Below are 21053 nucleotides of genomic sequence, written 5' to 3' on the forward strand. Positions count from 1 at the left end.
TTTATTCCTTTCATATTTGTTGTAGGTAACAAATATTATATCAAAAGAAGGAATAAGTCGCCAATTTTTTATCTAATTTTTTTGTAAAGTGGTGTTTTGTTTATATTAACATGTTTTTATAAAAAAAGTCAAGTTTTTGCTCTTAAATTCACAATATTTTTCATATATATTTTAAAAATTCATGTTGTTAACGTTATTATATTAGTTATAATTATCTGATTATCGAAAACGCTTTCGCAAAATGAATTTTTAAAGCTTTCCCCAAAATTATAAACAAACGCAAAAATTGGAGAAAGCTAGCTAGTCAAAAAGTTCAGTAATTAATCTGCTTTTTCAGTATGTCCACATTCTTTGTTCGTACATTTATAATGTTTACCTTTGGCCTTAGTGGTTTTTTCTACCATTAAACTGCCGCATTCGGGGCAGGGCTTTTTAACCGGTTTGTTCCAACTCATAAAATTACAATCAGGATAATTACTGCAGCCATAAAATGTTCTACCTTTTTTAGATGTTCGCTCAATAATTTCTCCATCTTCACATTCCGGACAGTCAACCCCAGTTTTGATCAAATAAGGTTTAGTATTTTTACATTCCGGATAACTTGAGCAGGCTAAAAACTTACCATAACGACCATACTTAACAACCATTGGACTACCACATTTTTCGCAAACTTCATCTGTTTCTTCTACAATTTGAACACTTTCCATATTTTCTCTCGCATTTTCTAAACGTTTATAGAAAGGTTCATAAAAATCTCTTAAGATTTTTTTCCAATTTTCATTACCTTTTTCAATTTCATCAAGTCTCTTCTCTAAATCAGCAGTAAACTCAATATCTGTTACATCAGGAAAATATTCGGTTAATAATTCAGTAACAGTTTCTCCAAGCTCTGTTGGTTTAAAATACCTTCCTTCTTTTTCCACATAATCTCTAGATTCAATTGTAGAAAGTGTAGGAGCATAAGTACTTGGACGTCCAATCCCTTCTTCTTCCAGAGTTTTTACCAGTGTTGCCTCAGAGTATCTTGGAGGTGGAGTGGTAAAATGCTGTTCAGGGTTTGTTTTAACTAAAGAATATTTATCTCCCTCGTTTAAAACAGGAAGATCAATATCATCTTCTTTTGCTTTACCAGTTAAAATTAAATGTCCCGGAAATAAGAGGCGGGATCCACTTACTCTAAATTTATATTTTTCTCCAGCTTTAAATTGAGCTGAAATGCTTTCGTAAAGTGCAGAACTCATCTGGCTTGCTACAAATCTTTTCCAAATTAAATCATACAGCTTAAATTGATCTTTAGATAAATGTTTTTTCATCTTCTCAGGTGTTCTCTGAGTATCAGTAGGTCTGATTGCTTCATGAGCATCCTGAGCATTAGAATTATTTTTAGATTTCTTCTTTGAATTTTTTAAGAATTTATCGCCAAATTTATTTAAAATATAATTTTTAGCTCCATTTTTTGCTTCATTAGATAATCTTGTACTATCAGTTCTGATATATGAAATCAAACCAACTGTACCCTCACTACCAACATCTATACCTTCATATAGCTGCTGAGCTATATACATAGTTTTTTTAGCAGTAAAGTTTAATTTATTTGAAGCGCGCTGCTGTAAGGTTGAAGTTGTAAAAGGAGATTTAGGATTTCTTCTTCTTTTTCTCTTTTTTACCTTTATTATTTCAAACTCTTCATTTTTTATGTCTTCAATTACCTGATCTGTTTCTTCTTTACTTTTTAAATTGAATTTTTTATTATCAATTCGATATAAATCAGCCTTAATTACTTCCCCGTTTTCATTTTTTAATTCAATTTCTAAACTCCAATATTCTTCCTCTTCAAAATTTCTTATTTCTTTTTCTCTCTCACAAATTATTTTAACAGCCACTGATTGAACTCGACCTGCACTTAAACCCTTACGAACTTTTTTCCATAACAAAGGACTTAAGCGATAACCAACTATGCGGTCCAATAATCTACGAGCCTGTTGTGCATCTACTAAGTCTTTATTAATTGTACGCGGATTTTTTATTGCATTTTTAATTGCGGTTTTAGTTATTTCATTAAATTCTATCCGGTTATTTTCTTCCTCTGATAATTTTAAGGCATAAGCTAGATGCCAGGAAATAGCTTCTCCTTCACGGTCAGGGTCAGTTGCAAGAAAAACTTCGTCACTTTTTTTAGCAGCTTTTCTTAATTTATTTAATGTCTTACCCTTACCTCGAATTGTAATATAATTAGGTTCAAAATCATCTTCTAAATCAATACCTAATTTACTTTTTGGTAAATCTCTAACATGCCCCATCGAAGCTTCTACCTTATAATTTCTTCCCAAAAATTTCTTAATTGTCTTTGCTTTTGCAGGTGACTCTACAATCACCAGATTCTTTTTTTTCTTTGCCATTAAATTTATACCTCCAGTAAACTCTTAGTTTACTCTCTGTTGTTTTAATAAACCACTGTTAAATTCCTTAAATTCAGCCGAAATTGTCATTAATGATTCAGAATCATCTACTACCTCATTAATTATTTCCCAAACAAGATCTGTTTCTAAATTATTAGCAGCAGCCAGCTGAGACATCCTAAATATAATAATTTCTAACTCATCTGCAGTCAAAATACCCATTGCATTGAGTTTTAGAATTATAGATTTCATTTCTTTAGTAAAATAAAAATTTTCTACTTTTGTAAACACGCGATTATAACCACTAGGCATTTCTTGATCTATATAATAGTCATTATCACTAACAGAAATCACTTCACTAAATAGAATATCAAATGCTTCACTAATATTTTCAATAGTATGTCCTTTGTCTTCAAGTTCTATTACTATATCTTCTTGTTTTTTCCATAAATCTACATCATTCAGCATCTTATGAATTAATATACTTAAAATTTCTATGACTTTTTTATTCATATTATTCTGGCATTTCTGCCTTTAGGCCTCCCTACATTAAGAAAATCTTTAACTAGTATATTATTATATTGGTTTAAGTAGATTTTGTAAACCCTTAAACTGATATTTTTTTCCTTTTAATCGAATTATAATATTCATCAATTCTAATTTTACCAGTATTCTATCAACTTTTTCTGTAGTCAAATTACTTAATTTAATTAAATCATCATAATAAATTTCTATTTCATGCTGAAAAAGTTTTAATATTTTTAGCTCATCATGATTTAAATCTGGATATACCTTATTGATCAGCTTCTTACTTTCTAAAAAGTCATTTTTACTTTCTTGCTGCTGCAGATATTGGTTCAGATAATCGGTAATATCACTCACCTTCGTAAAAATTGCTGCTCCCTTTTTTATAAGTTTGTTGCAGCCAACAGAATTAGGCCTATCAATATTTGCCGGTACAGCCATGATATCTTTACCCTGCTCTAAAGCATAATCAACTGTAATTAGAGTTCCACTTTTGGCTCCGGCCTCTACTACTAGTATTAAATCTGCGAGAGCACTAATAATCCTATTCCTTCTGGGAAAGTTTTGAGCTCGAGGCGGAACTTCTGGATTAAATTCCGTTATCATTAAACCATTATCAGCTATTTTTTTAGATAATATATTGTTTTGAGAAGGATAGAGATAATCAAAGCCATTGCCTAATACGGCTGTTGTTATTCCAGCTTCTACAGATAATGCCCCTTTATGAGCAGTACCATCTATCCCGTTGGCTAAGCCGCTAATTATATTTACACCCATTTTAGCTAATTCTGCTGCAGTTCTAGCGGCAATTTTTCGACCATAAACAGTAGAATTTCTGGAACCGATGATGGCAACTGCTGGCAGCTGAAAGTTTAAGGTCCCCTTATAAAAGATAACAGGGGGTGGATCATAAATGTTTCTTAACTTTTGAGGATATTTATTATTATAAAGCGTTAGATATTTAATTTTTTTGTCATTTAATTCCGCTATAATTTTTTTAGCATTAAAATTATTTTTAGTTTTATTAAACTCTTTAATTTGAGAATTCTTTAAACCTAATTTTTTTAACCTGTAATTACTAAAGTGCCAGATTGATTCTAGATTATCTAATTTAACAGTTAAATTCTCAATAGTTTTAGGCCCAAAACCACTTATCCTGTTCAAAAAAATTATTACCAGAGCATTAATATCCATAATTTACCTCCTTGAGTTTATTTATATTATATATCCAAAAAAATCTAATAGCAAATTTAATTTAGAATTTAAAGGAAGATTCCAATTGTTATTGAATAGTATAATTAATCGAGACTATTTATATTTTATTTCTGGATTTTTATTAAGGAGTGATTTTATTGCTCAAATCTACCAAATACAACACTATTCTATATTTTCTAAGCATACTTGCGTTTATTATAGGCTTTATTATTGTAATCCCTTTATTACTAGCTTTTTTTTATCAGGAGGGAATTAATATTTATCAAGCCTTTTATTACACGATAATTATTTCTTTAATCACAGGCACAATTTTAAAATTGCCAACCGATCCCGAAAATATTTATATTGACCTGACAACAGCAATGCTCTTATGTGCCTTGGGCTGGATTATAGTTTCAATTTTAGGAGCTCTTCCTTTTATGATCGGTATTGAAAAATCTTTTGTGGATTCATTTTTTGAAGCAGTCAGTGGTTTTACAACAACTGGAATTACTGTCTTTACCGGACTTGACTCAATGCCCAAGTCTATTATTTTTTGGAGAAGTTTAATGCAGCTTTTGGGTGGTTTGGGTATTTTAACTTTTTTCCTTTTAATTTCAACTAGAGCTAAGGGAGAAACCTGGCAGTTATTTAGTGCAGAAAGCCATAAAATTAATGTTTCGAGGCCGGTGCCAAATGTTTTTAAAACTGTAAAAATACTCTGGATGATTTATTTAGGTTTTATGCTTTTAGAAAGTATAATCTTGATTTCTCTGGGTTTAGCTCCATTTGATGCTTTAACTCATAGTTTTACAACCCTCTCAACCGGTGGGTTTTCACAGTATGATGCCAGTATAGCCCATTTTGCCGATAGTGGTTACAGCAATTATATTTTAATTGAATATGTTATAACATTTTTTATGTTTTTAGGTGGAGTCAATTTTTTACTTCACTTTAGATTTTTTACTAAAGACTATGAAAGCATTAAGAAAAATAGTGAATTGAAGACCTTTTTGAGATTAATCTTATATTCTACAGTTTTTATTAGTTTTTTAATTATAATTTTAAATACTGCTGGTGATTTTAATGCTGAAGAAATTTTCAGAAAAACAATTTTTCAGGTAACCTCTATCATTACAACTACTGGTTTTGGAACTCATAATATTAATTCTAATTTTTTTCCAGCTGCAGCCAGACAGATTTTTATAGTCTTTATGTTGATCGGAGGTAGTGTTGGTTCTACATCTGGTGGAATTAAAGTAATGCGTTTAAATATTTTAGGGGGTTTATTTAAAAGAGAAGTCAAAAAAATATACCTACCAAACCATGCAGTACTACCTGTAACTTTAGATAAAAGTATTATTAATAGTGATGAAATAAATAAACTTACAGGCCTATTTTCTTTCTGGCTGTTCATGATTGTTATTGGAGGTATAATAACTTCTATTTTTTCTGATCTCAATGGCTGGCAGGCTTTTTCAGGTATGTTTTCTGCAATGGGAAATATAGGGCCATTCTTCTTTTCTGTTGAAAAAATGGCTTCACTTTCTCCGATCATTAAACTGACTTATATTATTGGAATGCTGGCCGGAAGGTTAGAAATTTTACCGATTATTATCTTATTTTCTAGAAAAGCCTGGAGAGATTAAGAACTATTGAAATTATTATTATAAATTTATATCAAAATTGGAGGTAAAATAAATGTATATAATTATAGCTGGTGGAGGTATTGCCGGTAGGAATCTAACTAAAAATTTAGTTCAAAAACATGATGTAATTGTAATTGAGAAAGAACAAAGTGTTGCTGAAAAAATATACAGCCGTTATGGAGCAGTAACTGTCTTAGGAAGTGCGACTAGAATTGATATTTTAAAAGAGGCTGGTATTGAAAAGTGTGATATAGCAATAGCAGTTATGAGAGATGATGCTGATAATCTTTCTTTTTCACTTTTAGCTAAAAACTTTGGGGTAAAAAAGATCTTAGTCAGAATGAGAGAGCCTGAATACGAAAATGCCTATCAGATGGCTGGTGCCACCAACATTGCAGCTACTATGGAATTAATTGTTGATCGTTTTATTACTGATATTGAAGAACCTGATGTAAGAAAAGTTGCCTCTTTAGGTGATGGAAAAGCTGAAGTTTCGATCTTAACTATCCCACCTGAATCATCCATTTCGGGTATGAAGATTTCAGAAATAGTTAGTCAAAAAAACTTTCCTGAAAACTGTGTAATTGCAGGTATTTTTGACAAGGCTCAGGATAGATATATAGTCCCCCGAGGAAATAGGGAAATATTTGCTGGTAATCAAGTTTTTTTAGTGGCCTCAAAAGATGATATGGAAAGTGCAGCTGATTTTTTACTTAATAAAAAATAGGACATTTGCCTAAATGTAAATAATTAACAAAAGCTGAGTACAGAAAACCGCACTCAGCTTTTATTATCTGTTCTATAAAAATTATATTTAGTATAATTCTACTTCTGCTGAAACTGAAACATTTATATTTACCTTTTGTTCAGCCAGTGGAACTTCTGAAAATTTAGCTGATTCAGCACTTCTTGTCATTGACCTCAAAACATCATTACCGTAAATATTCTGCTGACCAAAACTAATTTTTTTAATTCTGTAATTTTCTTTATCTAAGTTTTCAGCCATAAAAGCTGCCTTTTCTTTTAAAGAATTCAAAGCCATAGCTGTAACTTCTTCTAAAGCCTTTTCATTACTTTCCAAGCGGTAATTTATATTTACAACTCTATTAGCCCCGGCATTTAACAATTTCCCCAGCAATACCGGAAGTTCTCCTAAATTCTTAGTACTAAACTTAATCTGATTACTAACTCGATAGAAGGTTACTTTTTCTTCTTCATCTTCATCATCTAATGATATATAATTAGTATAAGGATAAACTCTAAAACCCTGTGTTTCAATGTTTTCTAATTCTTCTGCTTCTAGAATTGACATTAATTTACTTACAATTCTATTATTTTCTTCAACTGCAGTTGACTGTTCTCTGCTTTCATTTTCAAAACCAAGTACTACCTCAACTACCTCCGGATCATATTCACGCTGTTGATTAATACTTAAACTAGTAGTAATATAGTCTTCTTCAACCTTTTTTTCTGCAGGCCCTTCTTTTTCTGCTGTTTGTACTGCTGGAGTATTAAAATATAGACCATTTACAACTAAAACTGATAATAAAATTAAAGCGATAAAAACTAAAAACATTCCTAGATTTTTACTCATAAAAATCCCTCCATTTAACTTTTATTAATATTATTGCATTTTTATCTTTACCCTATTTATATAATTCTAATAAGATTGTAAAATTCCTTTATTAATTTTAATGATATTTTTATAGTTTAATGATCTTTGACCCTCCTCGGGCAAGTCCACGCGGTTTGCAAGCAGACTTTCACTCTATCACCTAATTTTCTTCACGCAAAGCAAATGAAATGTTTTGAAAGTTTTTGTTTTTAAATTTTTCAATTAAAAATACAACTGCTTCAAAATTACTTTCTTTGTCAGCATAAATCTTTATTTTATTATTTTTTTCAGCGTTTAAATCAGTTATTAAATTATCTATATCTTGTCGACTGTACTCTTTTTGATTGTAATAGATTTTATTATTTTGATCCAAAAAGATATTAACCATCTCTACATTTTTAGTTTTTCCAATACTGCTGTCCGGTACCGTAATATTATATAGGGCTTCTTCTCCCTGCAGTGTTGAAGAAACTAAAAAGAAGATTAACAATAAAAATACAATATCGATCATCGGGGCCAGATTTAAAGTTGAGCTCTTTTTTTTAGGCTGATAACTCATTCTTTTTCAACCCCTTTTTAGTTGTCTCCTCTATTTCTTTTTTGAAAAGCATACTCTCACTTTCCAATCTTAAATTATTCAGCTGATTGTGTAGCTTCTCAATTTTTGCATAAAAATAATGATAAAATGCTGCAGCAGGTAATGAAATTATTAAACCAGCAGCTGTCGTAAATAGAGCTTCAGAAATACCTAAAGCCATCTGTTCCGGGTTCCCCCCTAGACCTAAGACCTGAAATGTTTTGATCATTCCACTAACAGTTCCTAAAAGGCCTAAAGTTGGCGCTACCTGGGCAATAAAATTTAAAAATCCTAAACGTTTTTCTAATTCTGGCAGCTGATCAACTTCCTCCGCATCAAGATAAAGTTTAAATTCTTCTCTACTCTGTGGATTTCTTTTTAATGTATTATAATATATTTTTGCTGCAATTCCTTTTTGATTATGCAAGATATTATCCCCTAAATTACTTTCATCAAAATCTTCAATAGCTTTTAAATATTGTTCTTTATTAATTGTTCTATAATTTAAAATAAAAACTATAGTTCTTTCAAATATTATAAAAAGCATTAAAAATGCAGCTAAAAGCAGTGGGTATGCTACAACTCCTGCAGTTTCTATAAATTCTGTAATCATTTATCTTACCTCCTTTAGTTCAACTCAAATTTTATTGGCAGATTTACTATTACTTCGATCTTTTCCCCATCTTTTTCAGCAGCTTTAAATTCCCAATCACCTACCGCCTTCAGAGCAGCCTGGTCAAACGACTTATAACCCGAGCTTTGATTAATCTTCAAATCATGTGTTTTTCCTTCTTTATCAATTCTTAAAGAAACTATAACCCTACCCTCTATATTTCTTCGCCTTAAATTAGAAGGGTATTCTGGCTGGCTATATTTACTAACCCCTGGTTTTTTAATTGAATCTGAATTACCTTTTCTTAGATCATAAACTTTATTTTCTTGATCAGCTTTATTTTTCGCTGCAGCAGAATTATCAGAGTTACTATTTTGAATGGTCTCAACTTTTTTTACTATTTTAGCATCTTTACTATTTATTGCTTCAGCTGTGCTGCTCTGATCTGATTGAAGATCTGCAGCTTCATTTTCTTCATTAACCTTATTTGTTTCAGCTGACTCCGATTTTTTATCTGCTTCGGCTTCCAAATTAGCTATATAACTATCTAAATCAAATTCATCTTTTTCATTTTGTTCTTCCTGCTCTACAGATTCTTTTTTTTCTGAGTTATTTGCTGAGTTCTGCATCCAGGCTGGTGGCTCAGCTGTTTTTTCTGCTTTTTCTAATTTAGTTTTTTTATCAATTTGTTCATTTACATCATTCTTTTCCTGCTGCTTATCTTCTATATTATTTACTTTTGATTCTTTTAGTTTGTTTTCTGTTTGTTTAACTTCTTTTTTTGGTGTTTTCTTTTCTGCTATTATCTTATTTTCAACAAAGTCTTCCTCTTCTTCAGTAATTTCATCCTTTTTTTCAGCTAAACTATTTTTATCTACTTCCGCTTCATCATTTTGAGCCTGAGCAGCTGTTTCTTTTGTTTGGGGGTTTATTTCATTATTGACATCTGGCTGGTTTTCTTCCCCAGCAAGCTGTTTAGAAGCAGATAATAATAGTTCTATTTCAACTTCTTCTTTTTTCTTAATTTTTAGATCTTCTGCCAAAAGCTTTAAAGACCCAGCTTCCAGCAGTAAGATAAGGGATAATGATAAGAGGAAGGCTGTTAGATATATTATTTTGTTATTCTTCATTATCATCATCCTTTCTATAAGTTAATTTGTAGGTTTAACTAGAATTTGGTGCTGAGATTAACCATAAAGTTGCGGCCTGGCATTGGATAACCGTCTACTACTTCATAATCTTTGTTAAAAAGGTTGTTGATAGAAAATAATAAATCTATTTTCTGATTAATTATATTTATTGGAACATTAATGCTTGAATCTACAACAAAGTATGAAGGCATTTCTGTACCACTAAATCCATCAATATTATCTGAAATTAATTTACCTGAAACAAAAAATGTTTTTTCGTCTTTTTTATACTTTAAAGAAATTTTAGCATTGTGGTAAGGATTACCGGCTATTCTATCTCCATTATTATCCTGACTGTCTAAATAAGTATAGTTAAAACTGGAACTTAATTTTCTAGTGAGTTGATTATCTATATTTAGTTCTATTCCTTTAAATTCTGATTTATCATCAACATTTTTCATTGTGTTCGGAGAAACACTGTAATCATTTGTAATTAAATTAGTTACTTCTCTATAAAAATAACTAACACTTCCCTTTCCAATTACAGAATTAAATTTTAGACCAATTTCATAATTATCACTTTCTTCAGCTTCAAGATCTGGATTACCTTCAAAACCCGGGTAATGCCAAGCTGGATTGGCTGCATAAACTCCATATAAATCATCAAAAGTTGGGGCTCTAAAAGCTTCAGAATATGAGATAAAAGTCTTATAATTTTTATTTAAATTATAATTAATAGCAGCTTGTGGACTTAAATTAGATCCATATTCCTCATGATCATCATATCGGGCTGCAAATATAAGATCTAATTCAGAATTGAAATTCCAATTATCTTTTACAAATAATGCTTTATTAGTATTTTCTTTATTCCCGTTTTCTATATCTGTACTTTTTACTTCATCCCTTTTAATTTCAACACCATAATTAAATGTATGGTTATCTAAATAATTAATATTATTTAAAATAAAACCACTCTGATCTTTTTCATGTAATGAATTACTGGAAGGGTATTCTCTCTGCCTATCATTCTTATATATTCTAAAATTTGTTTCAATCGCTTCTGTCTGTCTTTTCCAGGATAAAGATAAATTTTGCTCTTCATCATTTTGATCTAAATTATTAATTACTTTATCAGAAATATTATTATTAAAAGTAAAGGTTATATCTGAATATTTACTTATATTATTATTTATTTTCAGAAAAACATTTTCCTGATCAAAATTACTTTCTTCTAAATAAGTATCAGAACTTTTATCTAAATAAGATAAATAAATACCAAAATCATCAATTTTTTCATTATGAGAAAGTTGGTAAGTATTAGTGTTTTCAGAACCTAAACCTAAATCTAATTTAGTGACAGAAATATCTTCAATATTTTTTGTAATTATATTTACTACTCCCCCCATAGCATTAGCTCCATATATAACTGAAGCAGGTCCTTTAATTATTTCAATTTTTTCAATATTAGCTGCACTAATAATTGATAAATCCAAACCACCATTATGGTTATCATTATAAGGAACACCATCAAATAGGACCAAAACTTGATCAGAACTTGCTCCTCTAATTTTAACACTTTTTGTTCCAACCTGACTGCCATTATCTTTAATATAAACTCCTGTATATGTATCCAGAAGTTCTGCTACATTCTGGGCATTACTTCCTTCAATCTCCTCCTGATCAATAACTTCAATACTAACCGGAGTATCCATAATACTTTCCTCATAACGGCTTGCTGTCACAACAACTTCTTCTAAATCCACAACTTCTTCCTGTGCACTTACCGGCACTGCTAAAATTAAAAGTGCTGTAAGCATGACTAAAACTTTTTGCTTTAACATTAATAATTCCTCCCTGTTTTTGTCTGCTCACAGCCACCCTAGACAAAATAGGCTATACAATAGAAAAAGACACCCAGGTAAATTGAGGGTGTCTATAAATATTTAAATAGCCCACAACCAGTCCTGTCTCGAAGATGGCTGTTATCCTCTTAGGCAGGTCTCCTGACTTTACAGCTTTACTGATTAACCTTCCCCATTATAATCTAAATGAGTGATTTTAATCAGCCTACTGATTTACAGTGGCGGACCCGTTCAGGAATTTCACCTGATTCCCTATTATCTTCCATTTAAAGAAGCACCTAAAAAGAGAACATTATTTTCTTTTCTATTACTTTTATTCTAGTAATTTTTAAAAAATCCTTTAAATTAGTATTAATTATTTTAAAAATTTTTGAATTTAGCTTAAAATAAAACTTTGTGAAAAAATTATAAAAAAATAAAGGAGTTTCTAATTATTTACATAATTATATATTATATCTAATAAAGGAGGTTTTTTTATGGCGTTACATAATAAAATTGGTGTTTTAGGTGAAGAAATTGCAGTTAGGTATTTAAAAAAGGAAGGTTATTATATTGTTGAGCGAAACTATAGGAATAAATTTGGAGAAATTGACATCATCGCTGCTAAAGAAAGCTATACAATTTTTGTTGAAGTGAAAAGCAGAAGTTCAGAAAATTATATTGAACTGGCACAATCACTCTATCATAAACAGCTGCACAATATCCGGCAAGCTGCAATTTTTTATTTTTCTGAAAAAAATATTCATTTAAGTTCAATTCGCTTTGATTTAATTGCACTAAAGATTGATCCAGATGCTAAAAAAATTGATAAACTCAAACATTTTACCAATATTATCAATTAATTATTTTATTTAAAGGTCAGACTTAAGGAAGGAGAAAATTATGTATTCATATCTCTATTCAGCGGTTATTCATGGAGTTAAAGCAGAAATTGTCAGAGTTGAAGTAGATATTTCTAGAGGCTTACCCGGTTTCAATATAGTTGGCTTAGCCGGTAAAACTGTACGAGAATCTGCAAAAAGGGTTCGTTCAGCTATTATAAATTCCGGTTTTGAATGGCCGGTTAAAAAAATAACTGTAAACCTGGCTCCGGGAAATATTAATAAATATGGTTCTCATTTTGATTTAGCGATAGCTGCAGTTTTATTGGAATGTTCGGGCCAAATTAAAATTAAGAATAAAAACAAAAAGTTTTTTGCTGGTGAATTAAATTTAAATGGAAATATAAATCATGTCAAAGGTGTCTTATCTATGCTGTTAGCAGCTCAAGAAAATAATTTTAAGGAAGCTGTGCTTCCAGCTCAAAATAAGAAAGAATCATTTTTAGTCAAAAATTTAAGCTCTTATCTAATCAAACATCTGCGGGATGTTGATAATTTAGAAGATAATCAAGAAAATATATTAATCACTCCCAAAACAGAAATTAAACCAGCTGTAGATTATACTGATCTTTCTGATATACGAGGTCAAAAAAATGCTAAAAAAGCTATTATCACTGCTGCAGCTGGAGGTCATAATTTACTTTTAATTGGACCACCAGGCTGTGGTAAAACAGTTTTAGCAGAATCAATTGTACAATTATTAGCCCCTTTAGATAAAAAGGAATTATTAGAAACTGCTTCAATTTACAGCATCAACAATAATTTAGAAGAATTAAATTTGGTCAAAAAAAGGCGTCCATTTGTTGCACCACATCATTCTATTACAGCCGCTGCTTTAATTGGAGGTGGTCATATACCTGTTCCAGGGGAGATATCTTTAGCCCATAATGGTGTCCTGTTTTTAGATGAACTACCCGAGTTTAAAAGCAGTGTACTGGCAAATTTAAGAGAACCCTTAGAAAAAAAGAGAATTAAGATTGTAAGACAACAGGGCAGTTATTACTTTCCAGCTGATTTTCAATTTATTGCAGCTATGAATCCCTGTCCCTGCGGTTTTTCTGGTGTCAAAGATAGAAGCTGTAAATGCTCAGAAAGAGATATTGTTAGATATCAACAAAAATTATCAGGACCCTTAAAAGATCGAATTGATTTACAGATTGAAGTTTTACCTTTAGAAAAAGATGAAATATTAACTACTCCTCCTACAGCTAAAGATCAAAATTATACTGATAAAATAGAAATAGCCCGCAAAATGCAGGCTGAAAGATATCTAAATTCTAATTTGAAAAATAACTCTGAACTGCTTTTAAAAGACATCGAAAAATACTGCCAGCTTGATCAAAAAAGTCAAAAGATATTAAATCAGGCCTATCAAAGACTTAAGTTGAGTGTCAGAGGTTATATTAGATTAATGAGGGTTGCAAGAACAATAGCTGATTTAAATAATAATGATCTGATTAAAGAATCGGATTTAATTGAAGCTGTCGATTTTCGCTGGTATGCAGAAAAATCAGAAATGCTTCTTTAAATATTTAATTAGTGGAACTCCTAAAATTAAAACTACTGCTGCTTCACTTAAGCCAATTTGAATTACATTTAACCAGTAAGGAAGATCAAATAAAAGATGCAGATAAATACTAATTAAAAATGCATTAAATAAAATTGGGCTTAAATAAGCAAAAAAATTGTCTTTGTTTTTATAAGTAACATAGGCAGCTAAAAGAGTAACTAAACTACCTCCAACTATATCAACCATACCAAGACCACCAATAACATTAGCCAGCATTACACCTAAAAATAAAGCCGGTACAGCTTCTGGAAAAATTATTGGTAAAACCGTTAAAGCTTCTGCTGCTCTAAACTGGATTGGCCCAAAACTAATAGGAGCCAAAAAATAAGTGATTACAACATATAAGGCTGTAATTGCTGCACCTCTGGCAATTTTTTGTGTATCCATTTTCTTATCTCCTTTCCAAGAGCTTATTTAGATTTTAAATGAATTATTAACATTCAGCATATTTTATATATTATTGAGCTAGCCCCTCTAATCTTGGACAAGCTTTAATATGATTTATTAATCTTTTAATTTTCTTTTTGGTACTCTGCCAAAGGATTTACGATGAACTGGTGATGATCCATGTTTTTCTAAAGCTGCAATATGCTCAGCTGTTCCATAGCCTTTATTTGACTTAAAATTATATTGAGGATATTTTTTTGCATATTTAAAAATAATATTATCCCTGCTTACCTTAGCAATAATTGAAGCTGCAGCAATTGCATTAATATCTGCATCACCATCAATTATTGCTTTCTGTTCCATAGTTAAATTAGGAATTAAGGCATTTCCATCAACTAATAAAATATCAGGATGCTTATCTAAATTTGGCAGTAGATTTTTCACTGCTCTCTTCATAGCCACAAAAGTGGCTTCTCTAATATTATATTTATCAATTTCGCTGCTGCTTGCCTTACCAACTCCAACCAGAGCCTTAGAATAAATTTCCTCATATAATTCCTCTCTCTTTTGACAGGAAAGTTTTTTAGAATCATCGAGTCCATATATTTTTCGTTCTGGATCTAAAATTACTGCTGCAGCAACTACCGGACCAGCAAGTGGACCTCTGCCTGCTTCATCTATACCAACGATCAGCTGATATCCCTGAGCAGAAAGTTCAGCCTCAATTTCATTCATCTGCTTCCATTTAGTAATGACTGCTTCTTTTTTTGCAATCTTTCGCTCCAATTGAGCTGCAATCTTTTGCACCCCTTTACGAGAATCTGCTTCTAAAATTTCTATTATTTCTGGAAGTTTTTGGTCAACTTCTAAATCAGAAGTCAATTTTTTAACCTCTTTAATTGTAAGTTCACTTATCTTAGTGAAGTCTTTTAGATCATTCTGCTCTTTAGATTTCTTTGTTTTAAAATTTTGATCATTCCTCATTATCAGTTTCCACCTTCAGTTCAGCTGCTTCTGCTGGTTTTTCTAGAGTGATTCTACCCAATTTACCGTCTCTAAAATCATTAATGACTATTCCGGCAGCACGATTGCGATCAACTTTACCTCCAGTCATTAAGCAGCCTCTTTTACGAGCTATATCAGCCAGTATATCGTAAGCCTGTGTTTCTAAATAATCAAGTCCGTAAGCATCTAATAGAAGATCTTCATTGATCTCAATTATAAAATCAATTAATTTATAAGCAGCAAGTTCTGCGTCAAAAATGTCATTATCAACAGCCCCAGTTAAGGCTAATTTATATGCCTTATCCTCATCAGAAAATTTAGGCCACAAAATACCAGGTGTATCAAGCAATCTAATTTTTTTGCTGACATTAACCCATTGTCTACCTTTAGTAACACCAGGTTTGTTACCAATTGTAGTGATTTTTGAACCAGCTAATAAATTTATCAGTGCAGATTTTCCCACATTGGGAATACCAATAATCATTGCCCTCAGGCGGCGAGGGTTTCTACCCTTTTGCGCCAGTTTAGAAGCAATTTGATCATAAGTATTATTTAAAATACTCTTTAGCTCACTAACTCCGTCACCTGTTAATGAATTAAGTAAAACTGCATCTTTATCTGTTTGATTTTGAAAAAAATCAATCCACTTCTGATTAAATTCAGCATCAGCCAGATCTTTTTTATTTAAAACAGTAACTTTTGACTGCTCATTAATTAATTTTCTTAAATCAGGATTCTGACTGCTGATTGGAATTCTAGCATCAGCAACTTCGATTACTATATCTACTAATTTTAAATCTTCTTTTAGTATTCTCTTTGCTTTGGCCATATGGCCGGGATACCACTGTATCATAATTAAAACTCCTTAAAAATAATAAAATTTATTAAAAATTTAGCTTTAGATATTGAAAAAAGGTGGAGAAGTTCCCCACCTTAGTCTCAAATAATTACTTTCTTTCTTCTCTTTTTTCCTTAATTCTAGAAGCTTTACCTCTTCTGTCACGCAGGTAATAAAGGCGAGATCTTCTAACATCACCACGACGAACCACAGTAATTGTATCTAATTTAGAAGTATGGAGGGGAAAAGTTCTTTCCACACCTACACCGTGAGCGATCTTACGAATAGTAAAAGTCTCATTCAGACCACCACCATTTCTACGGATAACTACACCTCTAAATGGCTGTAATCTTTCTTTTCCACCCTCAGAAATTAAAACTTTAAGATCTAATGTATCTCCAACAGCAAATTCTGGGATATCATCACGAATTTGTTCTTTTTCTATTTCATTGATAATATTCATCTATAAACCTCCTCTCAAAAAATATTTAAATTTATGCTTCCCACCAGGGATCAGATAACAAGCGGTCCATAATTATCGAAGCAGCACTTCTAACTGAAAGATGATTAAAATCGCCTCTACCCCAGATTGGATAAAGCACATAATCACAGTCAGCAACCATCTCTTTAGTTAATCCATAACCGGTTCCATAAATAATTAAAAATGGACGATCAATCTGCTGCAGTTCCTTTCGCATATCTTTATAAGAAATGTTATTAGGATATTCTCTAGCATCAGTAGCAATCAGCAGCGGCTCTTTTCCGGTTTCTTCTCTGATATTCTCTTTTGCTTCCTCTAATTCAGAAGCAATTTCGAGAACAGAAAAAGCCTGATGACGATTATATACATAATCCGCACCTCGACCACCGGTCCAGTAATCTCTAACTCTTTCCACTAATTCCTGCTGTGACTTTAAATTATTTATTATATAGTATTTTTTTATATCATATGTTTTTGCAGCTCTTGAAATATCGTGTAAATCATAATTTGTTACAGTTGTTGTTATGATTTCGTCCAATTTGTTATAAATAGGATTATGGACTAATCCAAGATAGACATCTGCCTCAATATTACTCATTAACTTCACCCTTTAGTTCCAGCTTTATTTCTTTAAGTAATTCAATTTCTTGATCACTAAATTTTTTATCTTCCAGCAGGTCTTTTCTTCTTAAAAAAGTTCTCTTAAGAGACTCTTTTTTGCGCCAGCGCTCGATTAACTGATGGTTACCGCTGAGTAAAACATCAGGAACCTTAAGACCATTAAATTCTCGTGGTCTGGTGTAATGGGGATGTTCTAAAAGTCCATTATAAAATGAATCATTTTTAGAAGAATCTTCATCACCTAAAACTCCAGTTAAAAGACGAGAAATAGAGTCTACAAGAACCATTGCCGGCAGTTCTCCACCAGTAAGTACGTAATCACCGATAGAAATTTCTTGATCAACAATAGTTTCTCTAACCCGCTCATCTACACCTTCATAACGACCACAAATTATTGTTAAACCTTTCTCTTTACTCAGATCTTTAACTAAATCTTGACTCAATTCCTTACCCTGTGGACTCATTAAAATTGTTTTTGACTTATGCTCTCTTTTATTTTGAGTATCCTGCCAGGCTTTAAAGATCGGTTCTGCCTTCATCACCATACCAGCTCCCCCACCATAAGGTGGTTCATCTGTTGTATGATGTTTATCTTCAGCAAAATCACGGATATTAACTGTTTTAATATCTATCAAATCTTTTTCTCTGGCTCTTTTTAAAATACTCTCACTAAAAGGTCCCGCAAACATTTTAGGGAAAAGAGTTAAAATATCAAAAAACATAAATTCAGCTCCTAAAGATCTAAGATTCCTGGTATCGGATCAACAATAATCTTTTTATTCTCAAGATCAATTTCTAAAATCATCTCACGACTGGCAGGTAACATATATTTTTTATCCTGGCCTTGGACCAGAAAAATATCTGTACCTGAAGTATCAACCACATCTATTAATGTTCCTAGATATCTGCCAGATTCTAAATAGACTTCACAGTCAATCAAATCACTGACATAAAAATTATCTTCTGGAAGTAAATATTTTTCAGACTTATCAATCAAAACCTGATAATTTTTAAGTTTTTCAGCTTCATCAATAGAATTGACAGCAAAAAACTTAATTATTACAAATTGTTTATGGAAACGAATATATTCAATTTCCAGCTCTTTTAACTCTTTTCCTCTTTTTAGATATACAAAATCTAAATCAAGGAAACGCTCGGGAATATCAGTTGTTGCTTTGATACGCACCTCACCTTTATTTCCCTGAAAACGAGTTATTATTCCAATTTCTAAGTAATTATCATTCAATTATTTCACCAGCCTGAAAATTTATTTAATATCAACCTTTACATTCGTTCCTTCTTTGGCTGCTGCAGCGTTAACAACGGTTCTAATTGCTTTAGCAATTCGGCCTCTCTTACCAATAACTTTACCCATATCTTCATCTGCAACAGAAAGTTCTACAGTGATAGAATTTTCTTCTTCAACCCTGTTAACTGAAACTTCTGAAGGATTATCTACAATTGATTCGGCAATAAATTTTATTAGTTCTTCCATGGAGAAAACCTCCTTTTAATTACTCATTACCGTGATACTTTGCCATTACACCTGACTTCTTTAATAAAGTCTTAACTGTATCTGAAGGCTTCGCACCATTGTTTAACCACTTGAGTGCTTTTTCCTCATCAATGTTATAAGTTTCTGGTTCAGTTGTAGGATCATAAAAACCTAATTCCTCTACAAAATATCCTTGAGGAGCTCTCTTGGAATCAGATACAATAATTCTGTATGATGCATTACGCTTACTTCCCATTCTTTTTAAACGAATTTTAACCATCTATCAAACACCTCCTCTCATTCGCACTTAAAGTGCAAATTTGATCAGGGCCAAAAGCCCATCCTTTAAATTTTAGTAATTACTTTTTATTTTAATTAAAAAATGGTAGATTTAAGCCTCCACCTTTTTTCATTTTTCCACTATTTAACTGCTTCATCATTTTCTTGATCTGTCTAAACTGTTTTAAAAGCCTGTTTACTTCCTGAATACTGGTTCCACTACCCTGAGCAATTCTTTTTCGACGGGAGCCGTTTATTACTTCCGGATCTCTTCGTTCTTCAGGAGTCATTGATGAAATAATAGCTTCAATATAGTCAAGCTGTTTATCATCAACCTGCATATTTTTTAGCTGTTTGGCTCCACCCATTCCCGGAATCATTCCAAGAATTTCATCCATGGGGCCCATATTTCTAACCTGTTCCATCTGTTCCATAAAATCTTCCAACGTAAACTCATTTTTCCTTAATTTTTCTTCTAAAGCCTTAGCTTTTTCCTGGTCGATGCTTTTTTCAGCCTTTTCAATTAAGCTTAAAACATCACCCATACCTAAAATTCTGGAAGACATTCGGTCTGGATGGAATGTTTCTAAGTCGGCTAATTTTTCACCAGTACCTGCAAATTTAATTGGTTTACCTGTGATAGCTTTAATTGATAAAGCTGCACCACCACGAGCATCACCATCCATCTTAGTTAAAACAATTCCATCGATATCAAGACGCTGGTCAAAGTTTTTAGCTACATTAACCGCATCCTGACCGGTCATTGCATCAACAACCAGCAGAATCTCATCAGGTTCAACTGTACCCTTAATATTTTCTAGTTCTTCCATCATTTCCTGATCTATATGCAGCCGACCTGCTGTATCAAGAATAATAGTGTCACAGTTATGAGAAGCAGCATAATTAATACTTCCCTTAGCAATATCAACCGGATTACTGTCCTCTCCCATTGAAAATACAGGCAGTTCTAATCTTTCACCTAAAACCTGCAGCTGTCTAATAGCAGCCGGACGGTAAACATCGGCAGCAACTAATAATGGGTTTTTACCATCTTTGGATAACTTACGGGCCAGCTTACCAGCACTGGTAGTTTTACCAGAGCCCTGAAGACCAACCATCATAATAATTGTTGGCGGCTCAGAAGAAATCGCAATATCTTCTTTGCTGCCTCCCATTAGTTCCTGCATTTCTTCATTTACAATTTTAATTACATGCTGTCCGGGAGTTAAACTTTCCATAACTTCCTTACCAACAGCTCTCTCTTCAATTTTGGAAATAAAGTCTTTTACAACTTTATAGTTTACATCTGCTTCTAAAAGGGCCATTTTAACCTCTTTTAAAGCAGCCTTAACATCTTTTTCTGTCAGCTTACCCTTGCCTCTTAACTTATCAAAGGTATCCTGCAGTTTTTCAGCCAGACTGGAAAAAATCATAATATACCTCCTCTAGAGGATCGATTTGATCGATTCTAGTTTTTTGCGTAAATCTTCATTCTTATCTTCGGCTAAAATTCCTTTCTCAGTCATAATAGCCTCTAAATCATTTATATTCTTTCTTATCTTATTGTACTTTTTTAAAAGACCTAATTTAGCTTCATAGTCTTCAAGACTTTCTTCACTTCGGTGTAAATGATCGTAAACTCCCTGCCGGCTGATACCAATATTATCGGCAATTTCCGAAAGAGATAAATCATTATAGAAGTAGCTTTTAATAATTTGACGCTGTTTTTCTGTTAATAATGAGCCATAAAAATCAAATAACATTGTTATTTTAATTGTTTTTTTTAGCAAAAAAATCACCTGTAAAGTTAATTTACTTAACACAGGTGATAGTATATGATATTTTGGAGCTTTTGTCAAGCTGAAATTTACAAAACTCTCTTTATTAATATCTGGATTAACAAAGAATCTGCAGATATCTTAGCTAAGGACT

At 31.8% G+C, this 21053-nt stretch carries 23 protein-coding genes and 1 riboswitch; of the genes, 4 read left to right on the plus strand and 19 right to left on the minus strand.

What is annotated here, in order from left to right; all coding sequences use genetic code 11:
- Positions 1 to 320 precede the first annotated feature (320 nt).
- The 3 genes from topA to dprA form a co-directional block, all read right to left on the minus strand.
- Positions 321 to 2399, minus strand: a complete 2079-nt coding sequence (gene topA / locus C7954_RS04120; RefSeq protein WP_134058829.1) for a type I DNA topoisomerase — start codon at positions 2397 to 2399, stop codon at positions 321 to 323.
- Between the two features lie 24 nt (positions 2400 to 2423).
- On the minus strand, positions 2424 to 2912 hold the full coding sequence (locus tag C7954_RS04125) for a DUF494 family protein (RefSeq protein ID WP_073155643.1): 489 nt from the start codon (positions 2910 to 2912) through the stop codon (positions 2424 to 2426).
- A gap of 63 nt (positions 2913 to 2975) precedes the next feature.
- A complete protein-coding gene (gene dprA, locus C7954_RS04130) occupies positions 2976 to 4118 on the minus strand; it encodes a DNA-processing protein DprA (RefSeq protein WP_073155646.1) in 1143 nt (380 codons plus the stop codon).
- Between the two features lie 149 nt (positions 4119 to 4267).
- Between dprA and C7954_RS04135 the strand changes: the two genes are divergently transcribed.
- Positions 4268 to 5767, plus strand: a complete 1500-nt coding sequence (locus C7954_RS04135) for a TrkH family potassium uptake protein (protein WP_235817768.1) — start codon at positions 4268 to 4270, stop codon at positions 5765 to 5767.
- Positions 5768 to 5819: 52 nt separating this feature from the next.
- The gene (locus C7954_RS04140; RefSeq protein WP_073155652.1) at positions 5820 to 6494 is read left to right on the plus strand and encodes a potassium channel family protein; all 675 of its coding nucleotides are present in this window, start codon (positions 5820 to 5822) and stop codon (positions 6492 to 6494) included.
- 87 nt (positions 6495 to 6581) lie between these two features.
- On the opposite strand, the gene C7954_RS04145 is transcribed toward C7954_RS04140, so the two are convergent.
- The 5 genes from C7954_RS04145 to C7954_RS04165 all read right to left on the minus strand — a co-directional run bounded on the left by C7954_RS04145 (position 6582) and on the right by C7954_RS04165 (position 11543).
- Positions 6582 to 7361 carry an SIMPL domain-containing protein gene (locus C7954_RS04145; protein WP_073155655.1) on the minus strand — a complete coding sequence of 260 codons (780 nt, stop codon included), beginning with the start codon at positions 7359 to 7361 and terminating at the stop codon, positions 6582 to 6584.
- Positions 7362 to 7542: 181 nt separating this feature from the next.
- Positions 7543 to 7941 carry an ExbD/TolR family protein gene (locus tag C7954_RS04150; RefSeq protein WP_073155658.1) on the minus strand — a complete coding sequence of 133 codons (399 nt, stop codon included), beginning with the start codon at positions 7939 to 7941 and terminating at the stop codon, positions 7543 to 7545.
- Positions 7925 to 8572 (minus strand): MotA/TolQ/ExbB proton channel family protein, encoded by a 648-nt coding sequence (locus tag C7954_RS04155; RefSeq protein ID WP_073155660.1) that lies wholly within the window; start codon positions 8570 to 8572, stop codon positions 7925 to 7927. Before C7954_RS04155 ends, C7954_RS04150 begins: the two co-directional genes overlap by 17 nt.
- Before the next feature lie 14 nt (positions 8573 to 8586).
- Positions 8587 to 9702: an energy transducer TonB gene (locus tag C7954_RS04160; RefSeq protein ID WP_073155663.1), complete on the minus strand. Its 1116-nt coding sequence runs from the start codon at positions 9700 to 9702 to the stop codon at positions 8587 to 8589.
- Between the two features lie 38 nt (positions 9703 to 9740).
- The gene (locus C7954_RS04165; RefSeq protein ID WP_089719138.1) at positions 9741 to 11543 is read right to left on the minus strand and encodes a TonB-dependent receptor plug domain-containing protein; all 1803 of its coding nucleotides are present in this window, start codon (positions 11541 to 11543) and stop codon (positions 9741 to 9743) included.
- A gap of 135 nt (positions 11544 to 11678) precedes the next feature.
- Positions 11679 to 11861: riboswitch (cobalamin riboswitch) on the minus strand.
- A 179-nt stretch (positions 11862 to 12040) separates the two neighbouring features.
- Here C7954_RS04165 and C7954_RS04170 point away from each other — a divergent pair.
- Positions 12041 to 12406, plus strand: a complete 366-nt coding sequence (locus tag C7954_RS04170; protein WP_073155668.1) for a YraN family protein — start codon at positions 12041 to 12043, stop codon at positions 12404 to 12406.
- A gap of 40 nt (positions 12407 to 12446) precedes the next feature.
- Positions 12447 to 13973 (plus strand): YifB family Mg chelatase-like AAA ATPase, encoded by a 1527-nt coding sequence (locus C7954_RS04175; RefSeq protein WP_073155671.1) that lies wholly within the window; start codon positions 12447 to 12449, stop codon positions 13971 to 13973.
- On the opposite strand, the gene C7954_RS04180 is transcribed toward C7954_RS04175, so the two are convergent.
- The 11 genes from C7954_RS04180 to ylxM all read right to left on the minus strand — a co-directional run bounded on the left by C7954_RS04180 (position 13956) and on the right by ylxM (position 20911).
- Positions 13956 to 14402 carry a QueT transporter family protein gene (locus C7954_RS04180; RefSeq protein ID WP_073155674.1) on the minus strand — a complete coding sequence of 149 codons (447 nt, stop codon included), beginning with the start codon at positions 14400 to 14402 and terminating at the stop codon, positions 13956 to 13958. The two genes, C7954_RS04175 and C7954_RS04180, sit on opposite strands and share 18 nt — an antisense overlap.
- A 117-nt stretch (positions 14403 to 14519) precedes the next feature.
- The gene (locus C7954_RS04185) at positions 14520 to 15386 is read right to left on the minus strand and encodes a ribonuclease HII (RefSeq protein WP_081374468.1); all 867 of its coding nucleotides are present in this window, start codon (positions 15384 to 15386) and stop codon (positions 14520 to 14522) included.
- Positions 15376 to 16260 carry a ribosome biogenesis GTPase YlqF gene (ylqF, locus tag C7954_RS04190; RefSeq protein WP_081374469.1) on the minus strand — a complete coding sequence of 295 codons (885 nt, stop codon included), beginning with the start codon at positions 16258 to 16260 and terminating at the stop codon, positions 15376 to 15378. The genes C7954_RS04185 and ylqF overlap by 11 nt, the downstream gene beginning before the upstream one ends.
- 94 nt (positions 16261 to 16354) lie before the next feature.
- Positions 16355 to 16708 carry a 50S ribosomal protein L19 gene (rplS, locus tag C7954_RS04195; RefSeq protein WP_073155681.1) on the minus strand — a complete coding sequence of 118 codons (354 nt, stop codon included), beginning with the start codon at positions 16706 to 16708 and terminating at the stop codon, positions 16355 to 16357.
- A gap of 31 nt (positions 16709 to 16739) precedes the next feature.
- The gene (locus C7954_RS04200) at positions 16740 to 17324 is read right to left on the minus strand and encodes an RNA methyltransferase (protein ID WP_073155684.1); all 585 of its coding nucleotides are present in this window, start codon (positions 17322 to 17324) and stop codon (positions 16740 to 16742) included.
- Positions 17317 to 18069, minus strand: coding sequence for a tRNA (guanosine(37)-N1)-methyltransferase TrmD (gene trmD, locus C7954_RS04205; protein WP_073155686.1), 753 nt, complete (start codon positions 18067 to 18069; stop codon positions 17317 to 17319). Before trmD ends, C7954_RS04200 begins: the two co-directional genes overlap by 8 nt.
- 11 nt (positions 18070 to 18080) lie before the next feature.
- Positions 18081 to 18593 (minus strand): ribosome maturation factor RimM, encoded by a 513-nt coding sequence (gene rimM / locus C7954_RS04210; RefSeq protein WP_073155689.1) that lies wholly within the window; start codon positions 18591 to 18593, stop codon positions 18081 to 18083.
- Between the two features lie 21 nt (positions 18594 to 18614).
- Positions 18615 to 18842: a KH domain-containing protein gene (locus C7954_RS04215; RefSeq protein WP_073155692.1), complete on the minus strand. Its 228-nt coding sequence runs from the start codon at positions 18840 to 18842 to the stop codon at positions 18615 to 18617.
- Between the two features lie 19 nt (positions 18843 to 18861).
- A complete protein-coding gene (rpsP, locus tag C7954_RS04220; protein ID WP_073155695.1) occupies positions 18862 to 19122 on the minus strand; it encodes a 30S ribosomal protein S16 in 261 nt (86 codons plus the stop codon).
- Between the two features lie 91 nt (positions 19123 to 19213).
- A complete protein-coding gene (gene ffh / locus C7954_RS04225) occupies positions 19214 to 20554 on the minus strand; it encodes a signal recognition particle protein (protein WP_073155698.1) in 1341 nt (446 codons plus the stop codon).
- A gap of 12 nt (positions 20555 to 20566) precedes the next feature.
- Complete coding sequence (gene ylxM / locus C7954_RS04230; protein ID WP_073155700.1) at positions 20567 to 20911, minus strand: YlxM family DNA-binding protein; 345 nt, start codon at positions 20909 to 20911, stop codon at positions 20567 to 20569.
- Between the last annotated feature and the right edge of the window lie 142 nt (positions 20912 to 21053).

Source organism: Halanaerobium congolense (genome assembly GCF_004366375.1).
GTDB classification, from domain to species: Bacteria; Bacillota; Halanaerobiia; order Halanaerobiales; family Halanaerobiaceae; genus Halanaerobium; species Halanaerobium congolense.